The sequence below is a fragment of the Sphingomonas sp. DMC6 genome, assembly GCF_056314225.1.
This window is the reverse complement of record NZ_JBQUYT010000006.1, coordinates 88186-108341: the sequence shown is the minus strand read 5'-3', so window position 1 is coordinate 108341 and position 20156 is coordinate 88186. Positions and strand designations below refer to the sequence as shown.

Genomic DNA, 20156 nt, shown 5'->3' with positions numbered 1-20156 from the left:
CCCCCTGCAAGGGAGGGGTAGGGGTGGGTTCGCCGCCTTCAGGCGGCGGGACTCGTATTCGGCAAGTAGCGAGACTTTTTGAAGCGCGCAGACGCGCGCACCCACCCCCGGCCCCTCCCTTTCAGGGAGGGGTGCCTAGTCTCTTACACCTGCAGCCCGACCGCCTGTTGCGCAGCCTTCAGCGTCGGTGCCGCCAGCGCGCTGGCCCGTGCGGCGCCCTTGGCAAGCTGGGCGCCCACTTCGGCCCGGTCATTCAGCAGCGCCGTCAGCCGCTCGCGAATCGGGCCCAGCACCGAAATCGTCAGATCGGCCAGCGCCGGCTTGAACGCGCCGAATCCTTGCCCGGCATATTCCTCGACCACCGATTGCGGCTCGCGATCCGCCAGCGCTGCGAAGATCGTCACCAGATTGCGCGCCTCGGGCCGTTCGGCGAGCGCGTCGAACGAATCGGGCAACGGCTCGGGATCGGTCTTGGCCTTGCGGCACTTGGCGGCGATCGTGTCGTTGTCGTCGATCAGGTTGATGCGGCTCAGGTCCGAGGGGTCGGACTTGGACATTTTCGCATTGCCGTCGCGCAGTGACATGATCCGCGGCGCCGCCTTGCTGATCAGCGGCTCGGGCAGCGGGAACAGGTCGACGCCGAAATCCTGATTGAATTTGGTGGCGATGTCGCGGGTCAGCTCCAGATGCTGCTTCTGGTCCTCGCCCACCGGCACATGGGTAGCCTGATAGACGAGAATATCGGCTGCCTGAAGAACCGGATAGGTAAAAAGCCCGACGCTGGCGCCGTCGCGGTTCTTGCCCGCCTTGTCTTTCCACTGCGTCATGCGGTTGAGCCAGCCCATCCGCGCGGTGCCCTGCAGGATCCAGCACAGCTCGGCATGGGCGGGGACGCGCGCCTGGTTGAACAGGATCGAGCGGTCGTCGATTCCCGCGGCGAACAGCGTGGCGGCCATTTCGATCGTCGATTTGGCGAGTTCCTGCGGAGTCACCGTACCGGTGAGGGCGTGGAGATCGGCGAGGAAGAACAGGCATTCGCCCTGATCCTGCATCGCGACCCACTGCTTGATGGCGCCCAGATAATTGCCGAGGTGAAGGTTGCCGGTGGTCTGGATGCCGGAAACGACGCGCATGACTTTTTCACTCCGCACCCGGTTGACCGTTCGGCCGTTGGACCGGCCGCGGGTCCTTGGGCGGCGGGGGTGCTAGGGCCGCGCGAATTGCCAGGACGCGGGCGCTGTAGAGCAGCTTGCGGCGAAGGGAAACCGGATCAGCGCGCGGCGCGGCGGCGCATCAATGCTTTCAGGTCGGCGACCAGGAACGCGCGGGTCAGGAAACAGGCGACGGCATAGACCGCGCAACCCGCCCCTACCAGCAGCACCAGCCCGGCATAGCGTTCCCACAGCCGGCCGCTGAGCCAGGGGTTGAGCAGCCCGTCACCTGCCCACAGCGCTGCGCCCATCACGACCGCCGCCAGCGCAAGCCGTGGCACCCGGCGGCGCAATTGCGCATCGACGGTGAAATGGCCGCGCCGCACCAGCGTCACGTATAGCAGTACGACGTTCACCGTGGAGGAAAGCGCCGTCGCGAGCGGCGGGCCGATATGGCCGATCAGCGGGATGAGGATCAGGTTGGCGGCGATGTTGACGGCGACCGAAATCATCGCGAACCGCACCGGAGTCTTCGTGTCCTGCCGCGCATAAAAGCCCGGGGTCAGTACTTTCACCAGCACATAGGAAGGCAGGCCGATCGAAAACCCCGCCAGCGCGAGCGCGCAGCTGATCGTGTCCTGCGGGGTGAAATGACCGTACTGGAACAGCCCACGCACGATTGGCTCGGCCGCTACGACCAGCGCGACCATCGCGGGCAGGGTGAGGAACAGCGCCAGCTCCATGCCGCGATTCTGAGTCTCCATCGCCTCGGCATCCTTGCCGGCGCCGAGCAGGCGGGAAATTGTCGGCAACAGGATCGTGCCGAGGCCGATGCCGATCAGCCCCAGCGGCAACTGGTTCAGCCGGTCGGCATAATAGATGAACGAGATCGAGCCTTCGCCGAGCAGCCGGCCCGACAGCGCGGTGGAAATGACGAGGTTCAGCTGCACCGCCCCCGCGCCCAGTGCGGCAGGCAGGATCAGCTTCATCAGCTGGCGCACCTCCGGGTCTAGCCGGGGCAGGCGGGGCTTGAGCGACACTCCCGAGGCGCGGCATGCAGCGGCAAGCCACAGCAGTTGCAGCAGTCCGCCGACAGGGACGGCGATCGCCTGCACCCGCGCGGTTTCCTCGGGCGTGCCGTGGAACACGAACAGCGCCACCACCATCGCGATATTAAGCAGGATCGGCGCGGCGGCGTTGACCCAGAATTTGTCGAGCGAATTGAGGATGCCGCCCAGCAGCGAGGCGAGGCAGATCAGCATCAGATAGGGGATGGTGATCCGCGAAAGCTGTACCGCAAAGGCGAACTGTTCATGGGTCGGATGCTGTTTGGCAAAGCCGCCGGAAAGCAGTGCCGTCAGCGGCCATGCAGCGGCCAGCGCCGCCAGCGTCATCGCGAGCAGAAAGACGAACAGCACCGACAGGGTGCGCTCGGCAAAGTCGAACGCCGCGCCGCGCTCGCCGTACACGCCCAGCTTGCGGTTGAACATCGGGATGAAGGCCGATGCGAACGCGCCCTCCGCGAAGAAAGCGCGGAACATGTTGGGCAGACGGAACGCGACGAGAAAGGCGTCCGACGCGAAATTGGCGCCAACGTAACGCGCCTGGAGCGAATCGCGGACCAGCGCGAGGATCCGGCTCGCCAGCGTCAGGCCACCCACTGAACCCAGGCTGCGGACGAGCTTCATCGATAGATCGCCATCGTGGAAAGAAGAGGACGTGCCGCAGCCCATCCTCCCGTCATTCCCGCGAAGGCGGGGATCCATTTGCCGGCGCACTCACGGCAAGAACCGAAGCGTTCCCACCAATGGATTCCCGCCTTCGCGGGAATGACGATGCTGTGGTTGGAGGCTGGGGAGCGCACCGGTGCTTGCAAGGGCGGCGCTCCCCGGAACCGGATCAGGCGTTACCAGCGGGTGCGGCGAGTTCGCCTTCGGCCTGGGCGCGCTGGGTCATGTAGATGCCGGCGAAATCGATCGGCTCCAGCATAAGCGGCGGGAAGCCGCCGTCGCGGACCTGGTCGGCCAGCACGCGGCGGGCGAACGGGAACAGGATGCGCGGCGCTTCGCCGAGCAAGAACGGGTCCAGCGCTTCGGCCGGGATGTTGCGGAGCGCGAACAGACCCGCATAGGACAGGTCGACCAGGAACGCGACCTGCTCGCCGGCCTGGGCGCGGACTTCGATCTTCAGCACGACTTCGTACACGTCATCGGCAACCTTGGACGAGCCGATGTTGAACTGCACGTCGATCGCAGGCGGCGTCTGCTGCTGGTAGATGGCCGGGGCGTTCGGGTTCTCGAACGAAAGATCCTTCACATATTGCGACAGAACGCCCGCCTGCGGCGCGGTGTCGGCGCCATTGGCGGCAGTTTCGCCGATATCGGCGAAGGTGTCGTTCTCGGCCATCAAACTTTCCTCTTTTTTCCGGATAATTTCGCGCACTGGGCGCGTTACCGGGCAGGCGAGTAGCAGGCACATGCCGGCCATGCAATCGTACGTGGGACGCCCGATTTGAAACCTGCGTCCCGAACGCTTATGTGAGACGCTTGGAGGCTTTGGAGGGCCCGTGTTTTACGTCATTCTCTTCGCGATGGTGGCAGGCTTTCTCGCGCTGCGACTCTATGCCGTTCTCGGCAAGCGCACCGGGCATGAGCAGCCGCTGCCCAAACCGGCCGAAGAGCGCATCGTCGCGTCGCCGGTCGCGCGGACGATCGACGCCGCGCCTGAGCTGCGCGAGCCGGTGAGCCGTGCGATCGAGGCGGGCGCGGAAACGGGCTTGCGTGCCGTAGTAGCGGCCGATTCGGGTTTCGACGTCGCGCAGTTCGTGGAAGGCGCCAAGTCTGCCTACAAGATGATCCTTGAGGCGTTCTGGAAGGGCGACGAGGACACGCTTGCCTGGCTGGCCGATGAGGATGTGCGCGCCGCGTTTGGCGAGGCGATCGCCGACCGCAAGGCAAATGGCCATGTGCTCGACAACCGGCTGGTCGCCATCGAGCGCGCCACTATCGTCGACGCTTCGGTCGAAGGCCGGGTGGCACGGGTTGTCGTGCGCTTTGATGCCGACATCGCCGCTGTAACGCGCGATCAGGATGGCAATGTCGTCGCCGGCTCGCTGACCGACGCGGTCACCACGCATGACCTGTGGACCTTTGCACGCAACCTGCGTAGCGAAGATCCGAACTGGAAGCTGGTCGAAACCGACGAAGCCTGAGGGATTTGATGCGCCACTGGGGGGTAATTGCGCTCGCTGCGCTGCTGGGCGCCTGTTCTGGTGGCATCGTTCCTCCCGCACCGGGTTCGAGAACCCCGCCCGAGGCGCCGCAACGTCCCCGGCCCGTGCCGGTGCGGCCGGCGCCGGAATCCACGCCCCGCGCTGACAGTTCCGCCGCGCTGCCGGAAACGCCGCGCAACTTGCCCGCACGCCAGCCTGTCGGTGCGAAGCCGCTGCCCGCGCTTCCCGCTGCTCCGGTCCCGGCGGGCGCCACGACCGCACGGGCCGCCGGCGTGATCGCCGGTCCGGCGGTCGACACGTTGCCCATTGGTGAGGATAATGCCGCGCGGGCGCTGACCGCGTTCCGCCTGAGCTGCCCCGGACTGGTGCGCCGCCCGGATGCGACGGGCCTCACGCGGCCTGCCGACTGGGCCGAGGCCTGCACGGTCGCCACGAGCTGGCCCACCGACGATGCGGTGCGGTTTTTCAACGAACATTTCGAGACGCTGCAGGTCGCCGACGGCGCCGCTTTCGCCACCGGCTATTATGAGCCGGAGATTGCCGGTTCGCGCGACCATCGCCCCGGCTATGACGTGCCGATCTATGGTTTGCCGAGCGATCTGGTCGAAGTCGATCTCGGCCTGTTTTCCGACGATCTGAAAGGCAAGCACATCCGCGGCCGTGTCGACGGACGCAGCTTCGTTCCTTATTATGATCGTGCCCAGATCGAGCAGGGCGCGATCGAAGGTCGCGCGCCAGTGATCGGCTGGGCGGCGGACCCGGTTGAGATATTCTTCCTGCAGGTGCAAGGGTCGGGCCGGCTCAGGCTGCCCGGCGGCGGTGTGATGCGGATCGGCTATGCTGGCCAGAACGGCCGCGATTATACCGGTATTGGCCGGGTCATGCGCGATCGCGGCCTGCTCGCCCCCGGCCAGGCATCGATGCAGGGCATCATGGCCTGGATTCGCGCACATCCCGAGGAAGGCCGCGCGATCATGCGCGAGAACAAGAGCTTCGTCTTCTTCAAGGAACTGACCGGCGCGGGTCCGCTCGGTGCGATGGGGGTGCCGGTGGCCGGCTGGACCAGTGTGGCGGCCGATCCCAAGTTCGTGCCGCTCGGCGCGCCGCTGTTCCTGTCGATGGACCGCACCGACGCGACCGGGCTTTGGGTTGCGCAGGATACCGGCGGTGCGATCAAGGGCGCCAACCGCATCGATACCTTCTGGGGCGCGGGCGAGGAGGCGCGGGCAATCGCCGGCGGCATGGCGGCGCACGGCACCGCCTGGCTGCTGGTGCCGAGGGGAACCGTTGCCCGGCTGACGCAACCCGCCGCACAGCCATGAGCGGGCGCGGGCGCCGCACCCTGGCGCCCGAGGAATCGGCGCTGTGGCAGCGCGTGATTGCCAGTGTCACGCCGCTTCATGCGCGCCCTGCGTCAACGTCCGGGGATGCGCCTGCTCCGGTGCCGCCTGAGCCGAGCGCCAAAGCCGCGCCGCGGCCCAGGCCGGTCGCGCTCGCACCGGGCAAGCTCGTGCCCGCCCGACCGCCGCGCCCTACGGTGACGCTCACCACCCCTGCGGCCGATACGTTCGAGCGGCGGACGCTTGATGCCGGCTGGGATCGCCGCCTGTCACGCGGGCTGGTCGCACCCGAAAGCGCGATCGACCTGCACGGGCATAACCTGCATTCCGCCTATGACCGGCTCGATGCGGGGCTGGCGGCGGCGATTGCGCGGGGCGACCGGGTGCTGCTGCTCGTTACCGGCAAGCCACCCCGGCCCGAATCCGAGCGGCCGCATGCCCGTGGCGCCATCCGCGCGGCAGTGGGGGACTGGCTGGCCGCCTCGCGCCATGCCGATCGCATTGCGGCGGTACGCCAGGCACATCCGCGCCACGGCGGGGCGGGCGCGCTGTACATCGTGCTGCGTCGGCCGCGCGGACCGGGCTTGCCAATTTCTTAACTTCTGTCTGCGAAATCCTCTCTCTCAAACGGGCATCGCCCGCCGGCTGGATGGGGATTCGGAGCGGACACTGGTGGAGGGCTTTTCGCTCAGGAACCGCGCAATCGCATTTGCGATATGCGCAGGGGCGGTGGCCTTTATCCTCGCCCTCATTGCTGCGTCGGGTGGCCATGTGCCCAGCCTCGATTCGCTGGGCCGCGCGCTGATCGCGGCGATCGTCTGCGGCATCCTTAGCTGGGCTTCGGCCGAACGCGCGCTCGCGGCGACGGCATTGGCGCTTGATGTCGCGATCGAGCGGCTGGGCGGCGCGGCCAATGGCGACCTGCAGAGCCCGGTGCCGCAGACCGTCCGCGAAGCCGTGCCGCCGCTGGCGCACGCGATGGACGGCCTTTTCCGCCAGTTGCACGGCAATCTCGAAAGCGTGCAGCGGCTGGCGATGTTCGATACCGTCACCGGCCTTGCCAACCGACCCAATTTCCGTCGCAGTGCCGAACGGATCCTCGCCGAGCTGCCGCAAGGCCATCGTGCGGTGCTCTATTTCATCGATCTGGATCGCTTCAAGGCGGTGAACGACACGCTGGGCCATGCGACAGGCGACGTGTTGCTGGGGATGGTGGCGAATCGTCTGCGTGCGGTGGCCGATCGTTTTGCGGCGGAGGGCATCAGCCGCCTGCCGCTGATCGGCCGTCTGGCGGGCGACGAGTTCACCATGTTCTTCCCCGACCTGGCCGATCCGCGCGAGGCGGAGCGGATCGGGCGCGGCATATTGTTCGCGCTGTCCGAGCCGTTCGACCTTGCCGAGCAGGAAGTCTCGATTGGCGCCTCGGTCGGCATTGCGGTGCGGCCGGACCATGGCGCGACGCTCCACGACCTGATGCGCGCTGCCGACGCCGCCATGTACCATGCCAAGGCGCAGGGGCGCGGCCGGGTCGAGCATTTCACCGAGACGCTGGCCGAGCGGATGGCCGAGCGCGCCCGGCTGGAAAGCGACCTGCGCGTCGCGGTGGAGAAGGACCAGTTCATCCTCGCCTTCCAGCCGCAGATCGCCGCCACTGACGGCCGTATCGTCGGCGCCGAAGCGCTGCTCCGCTGGCAGCATCCGGAAGGGGTGCGGCTGCCCGGTGCCTTCATTCAGCGCGCGGAGGAAACCGGGCTGATCGTCGAGATTGGCGAATGGGTGGTCAATCGCGTTGCCGAAACCATTTCGCGCTGGGGCCGGCTTGGCATCGAACAGCGGCTGGCCGTGAACGTCAGCCCGCGTCAGCTCGACCACGCCACTTTCTTCCGCCGCCTGCGCGAGGCGATGCTGACGGCGCAGGCGCCGGCGCATTTGCTGGAGCTGGAAATCAGCGAGACGCTGGCGATGCATTGCTCGGAGGAAGTGATCGAAGCGATTGCCGCGCTCCGCACCGACGGCGCCAGCATCGCAATCGACGATTTCGGCACCGGCTATTCGAATCTGGCGCGCCTGCGCGATTTGCCCGTCGACCGGGTGAAACTGGATCGCAGCGTGATCGAGCGTGTCGCCGAAGACCCCGAAGCACGGACCATTGCCCAGGCCGTGATCGGGCTGGTCCATGGCCTGGGCTGCGAAGCCGTCGCCGAAGGGATCGAGACCGAGGCGCAGGTCGCCGTGCTGCGCGTCATTGGCTGCGACGTGCTGCAGGGTTATGCGCTGGGCCAGCCGATGGGTGAGGGGGATTTCCTTGCCTGGGCACGCGAAATGGCGCCGCGCCGCGCGATCGTCGGGCTGCCGGCCTAACCCACCCGTTTCAAGATTTCGGCATAGACATCGGTCAGCGCGTGCAGATCGGCGAGCGCAACTGCCTCGTCGAGCTTGTGCATCGTCGCGTTGAGCAGGCCGAATTCCACTACGGGGCAGAGGCGCGACAGGAACCGCGCGTCGGACGTGCCACCGGTGGTGGAGAGTTCTGGCGTCACCCCCAGCCGCGCCTCGATTGCGTCGCTCACCAGCTGTGACAATGCTCCCGGCGTTGTCAGGAACGCTTCGCCATAGACGCGGCCATGCACTTCTGATTCCGGCGCATGGCGGCGGACGATCGTCTCGATCCGCGCGATCAGATCGCTACCGCGCTGCTGATCGTTGAAGCGGATGCTAAGCCGCGCGGCGGCGCGGCCGGGGATAACGTTGGTGGCCTTGTTGCCGACGGCCAGATCGATCACTTCGATGTTCGACGGCTGGAACCAGGCATTGCCCTGATCGAGCTCGATCGCGTCGATTTCGGCGAGCGCACGGACCAGTCGCGGCACCGGATTGTCGGCAAGGTGGGGATAGGCGACATGCCCCTGCCGCCCGATTACCGCGATGTCGATCACCGTCGATCCGCGCCGCCCGATCTTGATCGTGTCGCCCAGCCGGTCGGCGGAAGTCGGCTCGCCGACCAGGCACATGTCGGGCTTCAGCCTGCGTTCGGCCATCCGCTCGATCAGCTTCGGCGTGCCCCAGGTCGCCGGCCCTTCCTCGTCGCCGGTGATGATCAGGCTGGTCGTGCCCGTCGCCGGCATCTGCGCGGCGGCGGCGACAAAGGCGGCGATCGCCCCCTTCATGTCCACCGCGCCGCGACCATAAAGCAGGTCGCCGCGCACGTCGGGGGCAAAGGCGCCACTCGTCCAGCCCTCGCCCGGGGGCACCACGTCCAGATGCCCGGCAAAGGCGAAATGCGTGCCGCCTTCGCCGCGCACCGCCAGCAGATTTTCGACCGGCCCGTCGGGCGCCTCGCCCTCCACGAACCGCTCGACCCGGAACCCCAGCGGCACCAGCGCCGATTCGAGCACATCGAACACCGCGCCACGCGCCGGGGTGATGCTTTCGGCCGAAATCAAGGCCTTTGTAAGTTCGACGACGTCGGGCACAGTTCCTCCAACAGGCTAAGGAGTCGGCATTGCCCAAGCTCGATCTGGATACAATCCCGCAGACGAACGCCACCGGCTATCCTGCCCCTTTCGATGCAGCGGTGGCAGGGCGTTGGTATCGCCGCCTGGCGCCGCCCGGTGGCCTCACCGAAATGGGGGTAAGCCATGTCGTGCTCAAACCCGGTGCCTGGTCGTCGCAGCGCCACTGGCACGACAGCGAGGACGAGTTCGTCGTGATGCTGGCGGGCGAGGCTGTGCTGATCGAGGATGGCGGCGAAACGCTGCTGAAGGCCGGCGACTGCGCGGCATTCCCAAAGGGCGTCGCCAATGGCCATCACCTCCAGAACCGCTCGGACGCCGACTGCGTGTTCCTGGCGATCGGTGCAGGCGAGCGCGGCGGCGGCGACTATCCCGACATCGACATGAAATTCACGGCCGAGGGCTATTTCCACAAGGATGGCACGCCCTACGCAACCCAGCGGGTGAAATAGACCCTTAACGCCCCTCCCTGAAAGGGAGGGGGAGGGGTGGGTGCGCGCGTCTGCGCGCTTCAAGAGACTCATGTTGCCCTGGAAGCCACAGGCACGGCATCGAGCCGCACCTGCGGCAAAACCCACCCCCGACCCCTCCCTTTCAGGGAGGGGAAGCATTCCACTACAAGTTTGCGGTTTCAATCGCTCATTTCCAAGGAGGAGGTGCCGCCCACTCCGCCCCAGGACTGGCGTTACGCTACCGGCAGTTCGTATTTCTCGATCACCCATTCCTCTTCCTGCGCTCCGGCGATCCAGTCCTGCAGGAAGGGGTGCTGGAGCACGGCGAGCATGTAGCTTTGGGCAAAGCGCGGCACCGGCAGGGAGTAGGTGACGATCCGCGTCACTACCGGCGCAAACATGATGTCGGCCGCGCCGAATGCACCGAACAGGAAGGGCTGTTCGCTGCCGTACCGGGCGCGGGCCTGCGCCCATAGTTCCATGATCCGCGACAGATCCTGCGCGACATCCTCGTCCACCGGCCGCGCCGGATAGACTTGGCGGATGTTCATGCTGTGCTTGCTGCGCAGGGCGGCAAAGCTGGAGTGCATCTCCGCCGCCATCGACCGCGCCATGGCGCGCGCGGCAGGGTCTTCCGGCCAGAAGCGCGTGTTGCCGGTCTTTTCATTGAGATATTCGACGATCGCGAGGCTGTCCCAGACCACCGCCTCCCCATCCCACAGGATCGGCACCTTGCCCGAGGAAGGCGCGAATTCCGCGCCCTGACGCCGCCGGTCCCAGTCCTGATCGTACATCGGCACGACCGTTTCCTCGAACGGCAGTCCCGATTGCTTGCAGGCGAGCCAGCCGCGGAGCGACCAGGACGAATAGGCCTTGTTGCCGATGATGAGCTTCATGCCACCGGGATACCCAGCGGCGGGCGACGCGGCAACCGGGAACGGCGCAAGATCATGGTTGCAACCGTAACGTCACCGTCTCATTCTAGGTATTGGCGGGGCCGCGCGGGGGCGCCGGGGTTTTGATGGGGGAAATTGATGATCGGTAAGTCGTGCCTGCTGGCCGCAGGCGCTTTGTTGCTGTCCGTTCCTTTCGCGCCGCACGCCATGGCGCAGGAAGCCAGCAAGCCGGCGACGCCGGCCGCGAGCCGCATTCCGGTGGAAGTCTTTGCCGCACTGCCGCTGCTTGAGAATCCGACGCTGTCGCCCGACGGCAAGCGCTTTGCCGCCAAGATCGCGATCAACGGTGTGCAATATTTCGTCATTCAGTCGATCGAGGCGGGCAAGCCGGCCTTGATCGGGCTCGGCGAAATCGACCTGAACTGGTGGCGCTGGGTCAATGACGACTGGCTGGCGATCGGCATCGGCGAAACCCAGCAGGTGGAAGGCGACGACTGGTACATTTCCCGCGCACTCGGCGTGAACGCGACCACCGCCAAGCTGGTCAAGCTCAACAGCCGTGACGCCGCGCAGAGCGGTGGCGATCTGCTCTGGGTCGCCAGGGACGGCACGCCCCGCGTGATGATCGCGACCCAGACTTCGATCTACAGCAACGAGCCCGGATTCTGGCCCAAGGTCGAGGAAATCGACGTCACCAACGGCAAGCGCAAGACCGTGCTTGAAGGGCAGGAAGGCGTGATGGACTGGTATGCCGATGCCAGCGGCACCGTCCGTATGGGTATCGGCAAATCGATGGACGGACGCAGCCGACGGCTGCTGTATCGCGATAGTCGCAGCCAGAGCTTCCGCGTGGTCGATCGTGCGCGCGGGCTGCACGACAGTCTTTTGGCGCCTGCACTGTTCCTTGCCGATCCCGGCAAGGCGCTGGCGGTTCGGGACGACGACCAAGGCTATTCCGCCGTTTACGAACTCGATCTCAAGACGATGCAGACGGGCAAGCAAGTGTTCGGCACGCCCGGCTACGACATTGAAGGGCTCCAGACTGACGCTACCGATACGGTGCTGACCGGCGTTTCGGTTAATGAAGAGCGGCCGTACACGCACTGGATCGACCCGGAAATGGTCGCGCTGCAAAAGAAGCTGGCGGACAAGGTGCAGGGCGCGCAGGTCGAAATCCAGTCGCTTTCGCGCGATCATTCCGTGGCGATCGTGCAGATCGGCGCGGCGAATGTCGCGGGTGCCTATTTCGTTTACCGCGCCGCAGACGATTCGATGACGCTGCTGGCGATGAACTATGAGCCGCTGGGGCTGAAGAAGCTGCACCCGGTGCAGACGATCCACTACAAGGCGCGCGACGGGCTCGACATCGCCGCCGTGCTGACGCTGCCGCGCAGCGGTCCGCAGAAGAACCTGCCGCTGATCGTGATGCCGCACGGTGGCCCGTTCGCGCGCGACACCGAAGATTTCGACTGGTGGAGCGAGTTCCTCGCCGATCGCGGCTACGCCGTCATCAAGCCCAATTATCGCGGCTCGTCGGGCTATGGCACGCAGTTTGCCGCCAAGGGCGAGGGCCAATGGGGCCTCGCCATGCAGGATGACCTGAACGATGCGGTGAAGGCGCTGGTTGATCGCGGCATCGCCGATCCGAAGCGCGTGTGCATGGTAGGCGGCTCCTATGGCGGCTATGCGGCGATGCGGGCGGCGCAGCGCGACGGCGCGCTGTATCGCTGCGCCGTGTCGTTCGCCGGTGTGTCGGACCTGCAGCGCATGGTCAGCTATAATTCGCGCTTCCTGGCCAGCGGCTCGGGCAAGGACTGGCTGAAGGCGCAGGCGCCCGACTTCAAGGCGATCTCGCCGCTATACCATGCGCAGGATTTCTCGATCCCAATCCTGATCGTCCATGGCAAGAAGGATCGCCGCGTGCCGTTCAAGCAGAGCAAGCTGATGGTCGATCAGTTGCGTGCGGCCGGCAAGACGTATGAGTTCATCGAACAGCCGCTGGCCGACCATTTCTTCACCCGTGCGCAGGACCGGCTGGAATTTCTGAAGGCGCTGGAGGCCTTCCTGAACAAATATAACCCGGCCTAGGCCTTCACATACACCCAGGCGCGGGTGCCGGATGCCAGTGGCACCAGCACCCGCGTGTAGTTTTCGCTTTCATAGATATCGGCGGCGGCCAGTTCGGTCGCCGTCACTTCGAACACCTTGCCGGTAATGGGCGGGCCATCGCCCGGCACCAGCGCGAGGTGCGTCTCGATACCGCTGGCTTCGAGCACCGCAGGGTCCCGGATCTGGATTTGGGTAATGACGAAGCCTTGCAGCACATCATCACGCCCTTCCAGCAGGCGCCCGAACTGGCTCCGCTGAACGCTTTCGAGCTGGAGCGTGCCATAGGAGAATAGCCGCTCCATGCCGCGCCTCAGTCGATCGCTTCGAGCGCGGCGGCGCGCAGTTCGGGCAGGCCCATGCCCTTGTCGCTCGACGTGGCGAGGATGTCGGGATGTGCGGCCGGGCGCTTGCGGGCTTCCTCGGCGGTGCGGGCGGTGACGTCGGCCAGTTCGGTCGCCTTGATCTTGTCGGCCTTGGTCAGAACGATGCGATAGCTGACGGCGGCCGCATCGAGCATGTCGAGAATCTCACGATCGACATCCTTGATGCCGTGGCGCGAATCGATCAGCACCAGCGCGCGCTTCAGCGCCTGGCGGCCGCGCAGATAGTCGTTCACCAGATAGCGCCACTTGCGCACCATGTCCTTGGGCGCCTTGGCAAAGCCGTAGCCGGGCATGTCGACCAGGCGGAAGCGCAGCGGCTCGCCCACGTCGAAATAGTTGAGCTCCTGGGTGCGCCCCGGCGTGACCGAGGTGCGCGCCAGGCTGTTGCGGTTGGTCAGCGCGTTGATCAGCGACGATTTGCCGACATTGGAGCGACCCGCAAAGGCAATTTCCGGCGCCACCGGGTCCGGCAGATGCTGGAGCGCCGGCGCCGATTTCAGGAAGGTAATGGGGCCGGCGAACAGCTTGCGGGCGGATTCGATCTGATCGGGGTCGAAGGGCATTAGTGGGTTCCCACCTGATATGTGCCCCTCCCTGCAAGGGAGGGGAAAGGGAAGGGGGAGGGCCCCGCCGCCATCACTTGCCCGAACCGGCCTTTGCCACCGGCGCCTTCATTTCCGGGTGCCGCGCATAGAGCCATTGCTGCTGCAGCACGGTCAGCACGTTCGAAGTGATCCAGTAGAGCTGCAGGCCGACTGCGAACGGCGCCATCAGGAACATCAGCATCCACGGCATGATCGCGAACATCTGCTTCTGCATCTCGTCCATCGGCGCCGGGTTCATCCGCATCTGGAAGAACATCGACACGCCAAGCAGCACCGGCACCACGCCGATCGCGAGGAAGCTGGGCAGCGGATAATGGAGATAGCCGAACAAGTTGAGGATCGTCGCGGTGTCGGGCGCCGACAGGTCCTTGATCCAGAAGACGAAGGGCTGGTGGCGCATTTCGATCGTCAGCAGCAGCACCTTGTACAGCGCGAACATGATCGGAATCTGCAGGAGCATCGGTGCGCAGCCCGCAAGCGGGTTCACCTTTTCCTCCTTGTACAGCTTCATGATCTCCTGCTGCTGGCGCTGCTTGTCGTCCTTGAAACGCTCCTGGATCGCCTTCATCTTCGGCTGCACCTGGCGCATCTTCGCCATCGATGCGAACTGCTTCTGCGCGATCGGGAAGAGCAGTGCGCGGATGGTGATCGTCAGCAGGATGATAGCCACGCCAAAATTGCCAACCAGCCGGAACAACAGGCTGAGATAGGCGAAGATCGGCCGCTCGATCATGCCGAACCAGCCCCAGTCGATCGCGCGATCGAACTGCACGATGCCCAGATCCTTCTGATAGGCTTCGAGCAGCTTCACTTCCTTCGCGCCGGCGAAGAAGTGGCTGGTATAGGTCGCTTCCTTGCCCGGATGTACGGTGATCGGTTGGGTCGGCGAATAATCGGCCTGATAGGCCTGGGCCGAAGTGCCGCGCTGTTCGATCTGCACGGTGCCGCGCTGGTCGGGGATCGCTGCGGTCAGCCAGTAATGGTCGGTGAAGCCCACCCAGCCGCCGGTGGTGGAGAACTGCTTCGGCGCAGTCTCGACATCCTTCCAGTTAATATAGTCGGCGGCGCCGTTATAGACGGCCATCGGCCCGACATGCGCGGCCCATTGGCTCACATCGGTCGAGCGCTGGCCGCGCGAGATCAGCGTATAGGGCGTCATCGCAACCGGTGCGCCCGCGCGGTTCACCACCGTCTGGCGCACGGTGAACATATAGTTGGAGTCGACGGCAATCTCGACCTGGAACACTTGCCCGCTGGCATTGGTGGCGGTCAGCTTCACCGGGGTCGCCGGCGTCAGCTTGTCGGCATCGGCCTGCCAGACGGTGTTGGCGTCGGGCGCACCGGTGCCCTGCCAGCCGAACTGCGCGAAATAGGAGCCCTCGGCCCCGCTCGGCGACAGCAACCGCACCGGCGGCGAGCCCTTGGCGACGGTCTGGTCGTACTGGCGCAGGACGAGGTCGTCGATGCGCAGGCCCTTCAGGTTGATCGAGCCCTTGAGCGCCGGCGTGTCGATCTCGACGCGCGGGGTTTCGCCCAGCACCGCGTCGCGGTTGCGCAGCACCTTGGGCGAATCGGCGGGGCTGGGCGCCGGCTGCGATTTGCCGTCGACCATCTTCACCGATGCGGGCTGCTGCTGCGGAAAGATCCAGTGGCTGATCATCGGCCAGCCGAACAGGATCAGCGCGGCGAACACCGCAAAGAGCACGAAATTCTTCTGGTCTTCTTTCACCGATGATTCCCCGGAAGGTCGCTCAAGGTACGGGATCTGGGCCGTGCCCGCCCCATGGATGACAACGGGCGATGCGCCGGAGCGCAAGCCAGCCGCCTTTCAGCGCCCCATAGCGGCGAAGCGCCTCGATTGCATAGGCCGAACAGGAAGGCTGGTAGCGGCAACTGGGCGGCAGGATCAGCGACGGCCCCAATTGCCAGCCGCGCGCCAGCAGGATCAGCAGCCGGGCAATCACTGCGCGTCTCGCGGTGCCACGCGACGCAGCGCCTTGGCCAGCTCTGCCTTCAGCTCGGCATAGGGCCGCTCGATTCCGCCCGCGCGGCCGATCAGCACATGGTCGGCGCCCGCGATTCCCGCCTGCGGCAGCACTTCGCGCGCCAGCACGCGGAACCGCCGCTTCATCCGGTTGCGGATTACGGCGTTGCCGACTTTCTTGGATACGGTAATGCCGACCCGCATGACCGGATCGGCATCGCCACGGTCGCGCACGATGAGGACGAAGCCGGGCATCGGTGCCCGTTTGCCTGCATTCGCGGCGAGATAGTCCTTGCGCTGCGTGAGCCGTTCGAGGCCCACCGAAGCAGTGCCGGCGATTACGCCGACAGCTTCTTGCGGCCGCGGGCGCGGCGGGCGCGGATCACGTTGCGACCGCCCGGGGTCGCCATCCGTGCACGGAAGCCGTGCCGGCGCGCACGCACCAAGTTGCTCGGCTGAAAGGTCCGCTTCATCGCTCATCCTCGAGTATCTAGAACGTAAAAGGGCCGCCACAGGGGCGGCCGCGTGTCGGGTGCCCTTACGCAGATGTAGCGCCCGAGTCAACGCGCGATCGCGGGGATAAGGCGGCGGGGCGTACATTGCCGCGGCAGATGGGGAGGGTGTGTTGGGGTTGCAAGACGGTTGGGGTGGTTGTGCTCGCTATCGATCTGCGTTCCCCTCCCGCTCGCGGGAGGGGCCAGGGGAGGGGGCGACGTGGTCGCCCGCGAACCCGTCGCGGAAAGAGCCGCCACATCAGTCCCTCCCCCGACCCCTCCCGCAAGCGGGAGGGGAGCCCTAGAAAGGGCCCCCAACAAACTTGCATCCATTCCGGTTGGGTCCGGTTCCGAAACGGTTCCCAGCCTCTATGCTCGCCCGCGGGGGGAGAGTGGCTTTGGTCGCAAGCGTTTCGACGGTCGCCTATCTCGGGCTGGAGGCCCGGGCGGTGGAGGTGCAGTGCAACCTCGTCGCCGGCCTGCCCAAGTTCGTCGTCGTCGGCCTGCCCGACAAGGCCGTTGCCGAAAGCCGCGAGCGGGTGCGTGCCGCGATGGCTGCGATCGGCCTCGCGCTGCCGCCCAAGCATATCGTGCTCAACCTCTCGCCGGCCGATCTGCCCAAGGAGGGATCGCATTTCGACCTGCCGATCGCGCTGGCCCTGCTTGCCGCGATGGGGGTGGTCGATGCGGAGACGATCGCCGGCTATGTCGTGGTCGGCGAACTCGCGCTCGACGGGCGGATCGCGCCGTCGCCGGGGGTGCTGCTCGCGGCGATGCATGCGGCCGAAGAGGGCAAGGGGCTGGTCTGCCCCGCCGCGCAGGGGCCGGAGGCGAGCTGGGCCGGGCAGGTGGAGGTACTCGCCGCGCCCGACCTGATCGCGCTGCTCAACCATTTCAAGGGCAGTCAGCTGCTCCCCGCGCCCGCCGCCGGCACGGTCGATCCGCCGGGGCAGGGGCCGGACCTCGTCCAGGTCAAGGGGCAGGAAACCGCCAAGCGCGCGCTGGAGATCGCCGCAGCCGGCGGCCACAACATGCTGATGGTCGGCCCGCCCGGCGCCGGCAAGTCGCTGATGGCCTCGTGCCTGCCGGGCATATTGCCGCCGCTCGATGCGGCCGAGGCGCTCGAAGTCTCGATGGTCGCCTCGGTCGCCGGCACGCTGCAGGGCGGGCGGCTCACCCGCACCCGCCCGTTCCGCAGCCCGCATCATTCCGCCTCGATGGCGGCGCTGACGGGCGGCGGGCTGAAGGTGAAGCCGGGCGAAGTCAGCCTCGCCCATCTCGGCGTGCTGTTCCTCGACGAGCTGCCCGAGTTCCAGCGCGTCGTGCTCGATTCGCTGCGCCAGCCGCTGGAGGCCGGGGTGGTCAGCGTCGCGCGCGCCAATGCGCATGTCACCTTTCCCGCGCGGGTGCAGCTGATCGCGGCGATGAACCCGTGCCGCTGCGGCCATCTCGGCGACCCGGCACTTGCCTGTGCCCGCGCGCCGCGCTGCGCGGCGGACTATCAGGCCAAGGTCTCCGGTCCGCTGCTCGACCGCATCGACCTGCATGTCGAGGTCCAGCCCGTCACCGCCGCCGATCTGGTGATGCCGCCGCCCGCCGAGGGATCGGCCGAAGTCGCCGCGCGCGTCGCCACCGCCCGCAGGGTCCAGACGGCGCGCTATGCCGGCACCGCCACGCGCACCAATGCCGAGGCCGACGGCGAACCGCTGATGGCCGTCGCGACCCCCGACGACCCCGGCCGCAAGCTGCTCGCCCAGGCGGCGGAAGCGATGCGGCTATCCGCGCGCGGCTACACCCGCGTGCTGCGCGTGGCCCGAACGATCGCCGATCTGGCGGGCGCGGAGGGCGTAGGCCGCATCCATGTGGCGGAGGCGCTCAGCTACCGGCGGCAGGCGCCGCGGGGGTGAGAGGGGAATGGGTATACTGTCCCTCTGACCCGGGTATACTGTCCCTCTGACCCCTGAAGCTTTGGAAATTATATACTGTCCCCGGATTTCAAAATGCTATACTGTCCCCGGATTTCTCTGCCCTCTGACCCTAAAATTTCCTCGAGGAACGCAAATGGTTGGCGGCATCGACCGGTCTGTCGTGGCGGCGTCAATTCCCCGCAAGTAGAGCGTTAGCGCACCTATCCAACGCGTCGTATTCAAACTCACTGCACGCACGAACGCTTGTTATAAGGTCGTTCTGTATCTCCAAAGAGTAAAATTCCCATTTGATGGCTTCATCAGAATTGCATTGTGAAATTGTTATTCCGGGAATGTAAACAGAACCATCGGCCTCTTTTGGGCGAATTCGATCAAACCACTCGATTTTCTGACCAATATCATAAATTATCAAATCTTCAAAGCCCCAGTGGAATTGAATTAGATCAGGAAATGTAAGATTTGCATATTTTAGAAGATTAAATCTTGCCATGTTAAAGCCTATTGATAGCTGCGGCGCGGTGTACAAATTTTGCCGGTCAAGGATTTCACGTTCAAATTTCGGGTTAGGGTGCTCGCGAAACAGTGGGGACGTTAAAAGTGGTGCACTGTCCCAAAATTCAGTCGATTTTCTAAAATATATCTTGGCGTCCCAATGTATAACATTTCATAATTTCACACTAGGTGCAGGGAATTACAGGGACAGTATATCTATTCCCTGTCCCCATTCCAGCGCTGTTCCGGTCTCGCCCAGCCCCGCAGAGACCCCGGCGTGCGCCGGGATGACAGTGATTCGAGGCAGCGCACTGCGCGAATATCCGTATCAACGCGGCTTGGTATGAGCCTCCGCGTCTCTGCGCCTCTGCGCGAACCATACACTTCTTCCCTGACCCCTTCGCGTCTTCGCGCCTTCGCGTGAAACCGGCCAGTCCCCGCGCCGACCGCTCGCCACCCCCTGACTCTCGCCGGTCGCCGCAAAAAACGCTTCCCTACACGCCAATGTTCTGTTTATGTTCTATTTTCAGCTCTCCAACCCCAGGGTGCGGCCGCTCCTGAAAAAACTGCGCGATACTGACAACTTCCTAAACTTCACCTCATTGCCGCCCGCGTTTCATCGCAAGAACGCTCGCGGCGGCGCGTTGATTTTACACGGCGGTTTTGCGCGACCGCGGCCTCTTGCCTCTCCATCCGGACACTGTTAACACTAAACCATATGGTTCAGTATTCGTCTCTCGCCCTCGATCTCTCCTTCGCCGCCTTGTCCGATGCCACAAGGCGCGGCGTGCTGGAGCAGCTGGCGCGGGCGGAGGCGTCGATCACCAGCCTGGCCGAGCGGTTTCAGATGACGCTCACCGGCATGAAGAAGCATGTCGCCGTGCTCGAACGCGCCGGGCTGGTCGCCACCGAGAAGGTGGGGCGCACGCGGGTTTGCCGGCTGGGGCAGCGCAGTCTGGCGGCCGAGGCCGAATGGATCGCCGCCTGGCACAACCGGTTCGCGGCGCGGTTCGATGCGCTCGACCGCGTACTTGCCGAGATACAACAGGAGGAGGACGAAGATGGCCGACCAGACTGACATTCCCGCCGCCGCGCATCGAACGGCCGTGGCGCGCAAGTCCGACCGCGAACTGGAAGTGACGCGGCTGTTCGATGCCCCGCCGCGCATCGTCTTCCGCGCCTGGTCGGAGGCTGCGCTGTTCCGCCGCTGGTGGGTGCCGGAGGGAGTGGGCGTCACGCTGGTCGGCTGCGAGATGGATGTCCGCACCGGCGGCAGCTATCGGCTGGAATTTGCGGCCGCAGAGGGCGCCACCATGGCCTTTTACGGCAAATATCTGGACGTGGTGCCGGGCGAGCGCATCGTCTGGACCAATGACGAGGGGGAGGAAGGCGCCGTCACCACCGTGACCTTCGAGGACCAGGGCGGCAAGACGCTGGTGACGTTCCATGAGCGTTATCCCACGCCGGAGGCGCTGGAAGAGGCGATGGAAGGCTCGGCGGCGGGGCTGCCGATGCAGCTCGATCAGCTCGCCGCCTTGCTGCCGGCGATCGACGCCTGACGGGCAAGCTGGCGGGGCA

General features: G+C 65.6%; 21 protein-coding genes. 9 read left to right on the top strand and 12 right to left on the bottom strand.

Features of this window, described 5'->3' with window-relative positions; all coding sequences use genetic code 11:
* Positions 1-143: 143 nt before the first annotated feature.
* The 3 genes from trpS to secB form a co-directional block, all read right to left on the bottom strand.
* Positions 144-1133: a tryptophan--tRNA ligase gene (gene trpS, locus ACT53M_RS14935; protein ID WP_476234321.1), complete on the bottom strand. Its 990-nt coding sequence runs from the start codon at positions 1131-1133 to the stop codon at positions 144-146.
* A gap of 137 nt (positions 1134-1270) precedes the next feature.
* Positions 1271-2839 (bottom strand): murein biosynthesis integral membrane protein MurJ, encoded by a 1569-nt coding sequence (gene murJ / locus ACT53M_RS14930; RefSeq protein ID WP_476234320.1) that lies wholly within the window; start codon positions 2837-2839, stop codon positions 1271-1273.
* Between the two features lie 211 nt (positions 2840-3050).
* Entirely contained in the window at positions 3051-3557 is a 507-nt protein-coding gene (gene secB, locus ACT53M_RS14925) for a protein-export chaperone SecB (protein WP_476234318.1), read from the bottom strand.
* A gap of 184 nt (positions 3558-3741) precedes the next feature.
* Here secB and ACT53M_RS14920 point away from each other — a divergent pair, with 184 nt between their 5' ends.
* From ACT53M_RS14920 to ACT53M_RS14905, 4 genes are all read left to right on the top strand, one after another.
* Entirely contained in the window at positions 3742-4362 is a 621-nt protein-coding gene (locus tag ACT53M_RS14920) for a Tim44/TimA family putative adaptor protein (protein WP_476234513.1), read from the top strand.
* 8 nt (positions 4363-4370) lie between these two features.
* On the top strand, positions 4371-5705 hold the full coding sequence (gene mltA / locus ACT53M_RS14915) for a murein transglycosylase A (protein ID WP_476234316.1): 1335 nt from the start codon (positions 4371-4373) through the stop codon (positions 5703-5705).
* The gene (locus ACT53M_RS14910) at positions 5702-6322 is read left to right on the top strand and encodes a Smr/MutS family protein (RefSeq protein WP_476234314.1); all 621 of its coding nucleotides are present in this window, start codon (positions 5702-5704) and stop codon (positions 6320-6322) included. Before mltA ends, ACT53M_RS14910 begins: the two co-directional genes overlap by 4 nt.
* A gap of 73 nt (positions 6323-6395) precedes the next feature.
* Positions 6396-8084 carry a putative bifunctional diguanylate cyclase/phosphodiesterase gene (locus ACT53M_RS14905; RefSeq protein WP_476234312.1) on the top strand — a complete coding sequence of 563 codons (1689 nt, stop codon included), beginning with the start codon at positions 6396-6398 and terminating at the stop codon, positions 8082-8084.
* Here ACT53M_RS14905 and dapE read toward each other — a convergent pair.
* The gene (gene dapE / locus ACT53M_RS14900) at positions 8081-9196 is read right to left on the bottom strand and encodes a succinyl-diaminopimelate desuccinylase (protein WP_476234310.1); all 1116 of its coding nucleotides are present in this window, start codon (positions 9194-9196) and stop codon (positions 8081-8083) included. The genes ACT53M_RS14905 and dapE overlap by 4 nt on opposite strands.
* A gap of 29 nt (positions 9197-9225) precedes the next feature.
* Here dapE and ACT53M_RS14895 point away from each other — a divergent pair, with 29 nt between their 5' ends.
* On the top strand, positions 9226-9687 hold the full coding sequence (locus ACT53M_RS14895; protein WP_476234308.1) for a cupin domain-containing protein: 462 nt from the start codon (positions 9226-9228) through the stop codon (positions 9685-9687).
* A gap of 233 nt (positions 9688-9920) precedes the next feature.
* Here the strand turns inward: ACT53M_RS14895 and ACT53M_RS14890 are convergent, their stop codons facing one another.
* A complete protein-coding gene (locus ACT53M_RS14890; protein ID WP_476234307.1) occupies positions 9921-10583 on the bottom strand; it encodes a glutathione S-transferase family protein in 663 nt (220 codons plus the stop codon).
* A 138-nt stretch (positions 10584-10721) separates the two neighbouring features.
* On the opposite strand from ACT53M_RS14890, the gene ACT53M_RS14885 reads away from it, so the two are divergent.
* Positions 10722-12671, top strand: coding sequence for an alpha/beta hydrolase family protein (locus tag ACT53M_RS14885; protein WP_476234305.1), 1950 nt, complete (start codon positions 10722-10724; stop codon positions 12669-12671).
* Here ACT53M_RS14885 and ACT53M_RS14880 read toward each other — a convergent pair.
* From ACT53M_RS14880 to rpmH, 6 genes are all read right to left on the bottom strand, one after another.
* Positions 12668-12994 (bottom strand): gamma-glutamylcyclotransferase family protein, encoded by a 327-nt coding sequence (locus ACT53M_RS14880; protein WP_476234304.1) that lies wholly within the window; start codon positions 12992-12994, stop codon positions 12668-12670. The two genes, ACT53M_RS14885 and ACT53M_RS14880, sit on opposite strands and share 4 nt — an antisense overlap.
* A gap of 8 nt (positions 12995-13002) precedes the next feature.
* The gene (gene yihA / locus ACT53M_RS14875) at positions 13003-13638 is read right to left on the bottom strand and encodes a ribosome biogenesis GTP-binding protein YihA/YsxC (protein ID WP_476234302.1); all 636 of its coding nucleotides are present in this window, start codon (positions 13636-13638) and stop codon (positions 13003-13005) included.
* A 73-nt stretch (positions 13639-13711) separates the two neighbouring features.
* Positions 13712-15409, bottom strand: a complete 1698-nt coding sequence (yidC, locus tag ACT53M_RS14870; protein WP_476234301.1) for a membrane protein insertase YidC — start codon at positions 15407-15409, stop codon at positions 13712-13714.
* Between the two features lie 22 nt (positions 15410-15431).
* Entirely contained in the window at positions 15432-15644 is a 213-nt protein-coding gene (gene yidD / locus ACT53M_RS14865; protein WP_476229960.1) for a membrane protein insertion efficiency factor YidD, read from the bottom strand.
* Positions 15641-15985, bottom strand: a complete 345-nt coding sequence (gene rnpA, locus ACT53M_RS14860; protein WP_476234299.1) for a ribonuclease P protein component — start codon at positions 15983-15985, stop codon at positions 15641-15643. The genes yidD and rnpA overlap by 4 nt, the downstream gene beginning before the upstream one ends.
* Before the next feature lie 17 nt (positions 15986-16002).
* Positions 16003-16137 carry a 50S ribosomal protein L34 gene (rpmH, locus tag ACT53M_RS14855; RefSeq protein WP_010545931.1) on the bottom strand — a complete coding sequence of 45 codons (135 nt, stop codon included), beginning with the start codon at positions 16135-16137 and terminating at the stop codon, positions 16003-16005.
* A gap of 419 nt (positions 16138-16556) precedes the next feature.
* On the opposite strand from rpmH, the gene ACT53M_RS14850 reads away from it, so the two are divergent.
* Positions 16557-18065, top strand: coding sequence for a YifB family Mg chelatase-like AAA ATPase (locus ACT53M_RS14850; protein WP_476234511.1), 1509 nt, complete (start codon positions 16557-16559; stop codon positions 18063-18065).
* A gap of 190 nt (positions 18066-18255) precedes the next feature.
* On the opposite strand, the gene ACT53M_RS14845 is transcribed toward ACT53M_RS14850, so the two are convergent.
* Positions 18256-18576 carry a hypothetical protein gene (locus ACT53M_RS14845; RefSeq protein WP_476234297.1) on the bottom strand — a complete coding sequence of 107 codons (321 nt, stop codon included), beginning with the start codon at positions 18574-18576 and terminating at the stop codon, positions 18256-18258.
* Between the two features lie 720 nt (positions 18577-19296).
* Here ACT53M_RS14845 and ACT53M_RS14840 point away from each other — a divergent pair.
* A complete protein-coding gene (locus ACT53M_RS14840; RefSeq protein ID WP_476234296.1) occupies positions 19297-19656 on the top strand; it encodes an ArsR/SmtB family transcription factor in 360 nt (119 codons plus the stop codon).
* The gene (locus ACT53M_RS14835) at positions 19640-20137 is read left to right on the top strand and encodes an SRPBCC family protein (RefSeq protein ID WP_476234295.1); all 498 of its coding nucleotides are present in this window, start codon (positions 19640-19642) and stop codon (positions 20135-20137) included. The genes ACT53M_RS14840 and ACT53M_RS14835 overlap by 17 nt, the downstream gene beginning before the upstream one ends.
* Positions 20138-20156: the final 19 nt, after the last annotated feature.